Annotated in this window: 6 protein-coding genes; all 6 read left to right on the forward strand. The window is 69.0% G+C overall.

The features are described 5' to 3' along the window. The first annotated feature begins 131 nt into the window (after positions 1 to 131). Positions 132 to 536, forward strand: coding sequence for a zinc-finger-containing protein (locus MKK51_RS04925; protein ID WP_243975362.1), 405 nt, complete (start codon positions 132 to 134; stop codon positions 534 to 536). Positions 537 to 631: 95 nt separating this feature from the next. Next, a complete protein-coding gene (locus MKK51_RS04930) occupies positions 632 to 1024 on the forward strand; it encodes a helix-turn-helix domain-containing protein (RefSeq protein ID WP_243975365.1) in 393 nt (130 codons plus the stop codon). Beyond that, positions 1024 to 1254, forward strand: coding sequence for a hypothetical protein (locus MKK51_RS04935; protein WP_243975366.1), 231 nt, complete (start codon positions 1024 to 1026; stop codon positions 1252 to 1254). Before MKK51_RS04930 ends, MKK51_RS04935 begins: the two co-directional genes overlap by 1 nt. Further along, complete coding sequence (locus MKK51_RS04940; RefSeq protein ID WP_243975367.1) at positions 1251 to 3215, forward strand: DNA cytosine methyltransferase; 1965 nt, start codon at positions 1251 to 1253, stop codon at positions 3213 to 3215. Before MKK51_RS04935 ends, MKK51_RS04940 begins: the two co-directional genes overlap by 4 nt. Positions 3216 to 3219: 4 nt before the next feature. Next, positions 3220 to 3603 (forward strand): DUF4031 domain-containing protein, encoded by a 384-nt coding sequence (locus tag MKK51_RS04945; protein WP_243975368.1) that lies wholly within the window; start codon positions 3220 to 3222, stop codon positions 3601 to 3603. A gap of 4 nt (positions 3604 to 3607) precedes the next feature. Further along, entirely contained in the window at positions 3608 to 4015 is a 408-nt protein-coding gene (locus tag MKK51_RS04950) for a hypothetical protein (protein WP_243975369.1), read from the forward strand. Positions 4016 to 4144: the final 129 nt, after the last annotated feature.

Raw genomic sequence — 4144 nt, forward strand, 5'->3', positions numbered from 1 at the left:
GCGCTCAATCAGTGGAAGGCCGACCTCCAGGACAAGGCCCGCCAGGCGCTCGACGAGATCGAGGACGAGCTCGACGCGACCGCGACCACGGCGGACGAGAGCTTCCCCGGCGACCAGAGCGAGGCCGCGTGATGGCTGCCCCGATCTGCCCGACCTGTCAGACCCCGGCGCGTCTCACCGACGGCGCCGAGATCTACCCGCACCGACGGGACCTTGCCGCTCTACCGATCTGGAAGTGCGACGTGTGCCCGAACGCCTATGTCGGCTGCCATCCCGGCACTGAGGATGCCCTCGGCACGCCCGCCGGGCCCGAGCTGCGCAAGGCGCGCATGACGCTCCATCACAGCAGGATCGACCCGCTGTGGAAGAAGGCAGACCAGTGCGGCGCCTACCAGCCCGAGGACGACCGCGCCCGCAAGCATATCCGCCGCGCCGCCCGGACCCGCGTCTACGCCTACCTCGCCGACAAGATGGGCCTGACCACCGACGAGACCCACACCGGCATGTTCAGCATCGAGCAGTGCCGCCAAGCGTAGCGGACGCTGACCGGCGTCACGTACCCGCAGATCCGCACATGGGCGCACCAGCGCGAGACCCCGGAGCCCGCCAAGCCGAAGAAGAGGAAAGCCGCATGAACACGAAGTCCGCCACCGACGTCGACCGCACCGTCGGCCTGCGCATCACCACCCTGCGCAAGGCCAAGGGCCTGTCGCAGACCGAACTCGGCCAGGCCATCGGCGTCACGTTCCAGCAGGTCCAGAAATACGAGAAGGGCGCGAACCGGGTCAGCGGTGGTCGCCTGCAGCAGGTCGCCCAGGTCCTGGAGGTACCGGTCTCTGCCCTTTTCGGCGAGGACGAGTCCGAGGGGCAGAGCGAGATGTTCGCGATCCTCGCCGAGGCCGGGGCCGTGGACCTGCTCCGCGCCTACGCGTCGATCCAGGACGCCGAACTGCGCAGGAACGTCCTCGCCATCGTGCGCACCGCCGTGCGGATGAGCGTCGGCCCGATTGAGGGCACCGCGTGATGGCCGTGCGCTCCGATCTCCAGATGGCTAAGTCCATCAGCCTCGTCGGGTGCGATTCCTGCCAGTGCGGGAACCTGACGATCCGCCTTCACGACGCCAACGGCGACATCTTTGCCGCCGGGCAGCTAACCGTCGATAAGGCGATCGCCTTTGGCACGCTGCTCACCGATCTGATCGATGAAGAGCTGCAGCGCGATCTCGCGAAGATCCGCTGCGAGGGCGTGGCATGACCCGCCCGCTCATCATCGACAGCTTCGCCGGCGGCGGTGGCGCGTCCGAGGGCATCCGCCGCGCGCTCGGGCGGGACCCGGACTATGCGCTGAACCACAACCCGATCGCCCTCGCGATGCACCGGATCAACCATCCGGACACGCACCACGTCGAGGAGGATGTGTGGAACGTCGACGCCGTGTCGCTGTGCGCCGGCCGCCCGGTCGGGCTTCTCTGGATGTCCCCGGACTGCAAGCACTTCAGCAAGGCGAAGGGCGGGAAGCCGCGCGAGAAGGCGATCCGCGGCCTCGCATGGGTCGGGGTCCGCTGGATCAAGAGCCTGCCGAAGTGGCAGCGCCCGCGCCTCGTTCACCTGGAGAACGTCGAGGAGTTCCAGGATTGGGGTCCGCTGCTCGCCGACGGCCGCCCGTGTCCTGTCCAGCGCGGCGCGACCTTCCGCAGCTTTGTCGCTGCCTTCGAGGCCATGGGCTACATCGTGGAATGGCGGGAGTTGCGCGCCTGCGACTATGGCGCGCCCACGATCCGGAAGCGTCTGATCCTGATCGCTCGCCGCGACGGGAAGCCGCCTGCGTGGCCGGCCGCAACCCACGGCGATCCGAAGTCCGAGGCCGTCCTGTCCGGCCGTCTGCTCCCGTGGCGGACCGCCGCCGAGATCATCGATTGGTCGCTGCCGTGCCCGTCGATCTTCGAGACATCGGCCGAGATCAAAGCGAAGCACGGAATCCGCGCGAACCGTCCGCTCGCCGACGCCACCATGGCCCGCATCGCCAAGGGCACGAAGCGGTACGTCCTCGACGCGGCGAAGCCGTTCCTGGTCAGCGTGAACCACGGCGACAGCCGCGGGCGCCGGGAATACGACATCGACGAGCCTGCGAACACGATGACGGCCAGCCGGGGCGAGGCCCTGGTGACGCCCTTCGTCAGCTACGCCCAGCAGGGCGGCATGAACCGGGACGCGACCGACCCGCTCCACACGATCACGGCCAGTCCGAAGGATCAGAACACGATCGTCGCGCCGTTCGTGACGAAGTTCAATCGGGGCGCCACCGGGCATCCGATTGACGAGCCGCTGCACACGGTTACCTCGCATGCGAGCGAGACCCACGGCGGCGGCGCGGCCCCGCTCGGAATCGTCTCCGGCTTCCTCGTCCCGCGCTACGGCGAGCGGCCCGGCCAGGATCCGCGCGCCCGGTCGCTCGAGGAGCCATTCCCCGTCGTCGTGCCGACCGGGAATGAGGGAAGCCTCGCGGCGATCCATATGACCCGTCAGTTCGGCGCGTCGGTTGGATCGGACGTCGAGGAGCCCGTCGGGACGATCACCGCCGGCGGAGCGGGCAAGGCCGGTGTCGTCGCCGCCTTCCTCGCCCAGCACAACCTCGGCGTGGTCGGGCACGATGCCCGCGAGCCCGTGTCGACGATCAGCCAGAAGGGATCGCAGCAGCAGGTCGTGGCCGCCCACATGCTGAACCTGCGCGGCTCCGACCGCCGGGATGGATCGATCGAGGCGCCGACCCCGACGTTCTCGGCCGGCGGCAACCACGCGGCGGCCGTCTACGCCTTCATCCAGAAATATTACGGCGCCGGCGAGCCCTCACAGAGCCCGGCCGACCCGTTGCACACCCTCACCGCCAAGCCCCGGCATGGCGTAGTGACTGTGACCATCCAGGGGCAGCCCTACGCCATCGTCGACATCGGCATGCGGATGCTGACGCCCCGTGAGCGGTTCAACGCGCAGGGCTTCCGGCCCGATTACGTGATCGATCGCGGCGAGCTGGAGGACGGGACGATCATCCCGCTCACCCTGGAACAGCAGGGCGCGGCCTGCGGGAACTCGGTCTGCCCCGACCTCGCCGACGCCCTCGTTGCGGCGAACGCCGACGCCATCGAGTTCGAGGGCGGCCGCCAGCGCGATCGCCGCCCGATCGATCCCGCCCCCATGACCCTCTTCGCAGCGGAGTAGTGCCATGACCGTCTACGTCGACGACGTCGAGCACGGCTTCGGCCGGATGAAGATGTGCCACCTCTGGGCGGACACGCTGCCCGAGCTGCTGGCGATGGTCGACCGCATCGGCGTCGATCGGAAGTGGATCCAGGGGCACCCGACCCTCTCGTTCGGCAAGCACCGCAGTGCTTCGTGGGTCCACTTCGACATCGCCAAGGGGAAGAAGGCGCTCGCAATCGCCGCCGGCGCCGTCCTCACCGACCGATACGGGCCAACGGAGCACGTCGCGCGCGAGCTTATCGCAACCGGCATCCCCGAACGGGCCGCCATCGGGCAGCGGCGCCTCGAGCAGGTCGCAGCGTGCCGGGCGCGCGCACCTTCCTCAGACCTCTTCGCAGCGGAGTAGCCGGATGGTCGCCTACAGCTTCAAAAAACAGTTCGGCCCGCCGATCATGGCCGGCACGAAGGCGCAGACGATCCGCGCCGATCGGAAGCGCCACGCGCGGCCGGGCGAGGAGCTACAGCTCTACACCGGGATGCGGACGCGGCAGTGCCGGCTCATCGCGCGGGTGCCGTGCATCGCGGTCTATCCGTGCCGCCTCGATTTCGGCCTGCGAATGGTCTTCGCGAACGACGGGTGGATCCGCACCGACAAGGACCTCGACGCCTTCGCCGTCCTCGACGGATTCCGATCGTGGGACGAGATGCGCGTGTTCTGGCGCGCCGAGCACCCGGACGTCAGCGTCTTCCGAGGCGTGCTGATCCGCTGGACGCCGCTCGCACCGGCCGACGCGCTCGACATCGGAGCCGCAGCATGACGCGCCGGGCCTACGCCGAGGACACGAAGGTGTCCGTCATCACCACCCGACAGGAGATCGAGGCCCTCCTCCGGAAGACCAAGGCCAACCGCATCGTCATCATGGACGAGCCGGCCGAGGCCCTGGTGA

The organism is Methylobacterium sp. E-045 (assembly GCF_022829685.1).
Classification (GTDB): Bacteria; Pseudomonadota; Alphaproteobacteria; order Rhizobiales; family Beijerinckiaceae; genus Methylobacterium.